This is a genomic window from Mesorhizobium sp. BHbdii, from assembly GCF_053848045.1.
The window spans coordinates 1-447 of record NZ_JBSPKX010000211.1 but is presented as its reverse complement, the minus strand read 5'-3'; the positions used below and the strand labels follow the sequence as shown (position 1 = coordinate 447).

The 447-nt window shown below is 56.2% G+C and carries 1 pseudogene; it reads right to left on the bottom strand.

From position 1 onward, the window contains the following. A pseudogene (locus tag ACWTU8_RS32680) lies at positions 1–447 on the bottom strand (DNA polymerase/3'-5' exonuclease PolX); the annotation flags it as partial.

Genomic DNA, 447 nt, shown 5'->3' with positions numbered 1-447 from the left:
GTCGAGTCGCCAAGGATGTGCGTTGATTTCGACAGCGACGCCGTGTTTCGCACACGCTTTGAGGACTTTGTCGACGTCGAGATCATAACCGGGCCGGCGCAACAGCTGGCGACCAGTCATGTGCCCGATGATTGTCGTCCGAGGATTTCCGATCGCCTCAATGATACGTTCCGTCTGTTCCTTCTTGGGCAACTTGAAGCGGCTGTGCACGCTGGCGACGACGAAATCGAACTGCTCCAAGATATCATTCGGGTAATCGAGCGAGCCATCCGCCAGGATGTCCGCTTCGATGCCCTTCAGTATGCGAAATCTTCCATTGTAAGCCTTGTTCAGCCGGTCAGCTTCGCGGTGCTGTTCAGCAATCTCCTGCAACGAAAGGCCGCCTGCGTAGTGAGCGGACTGCGAATGATCGGCGACACCATAGTATTCGAAACCGCGCTTGCGCGT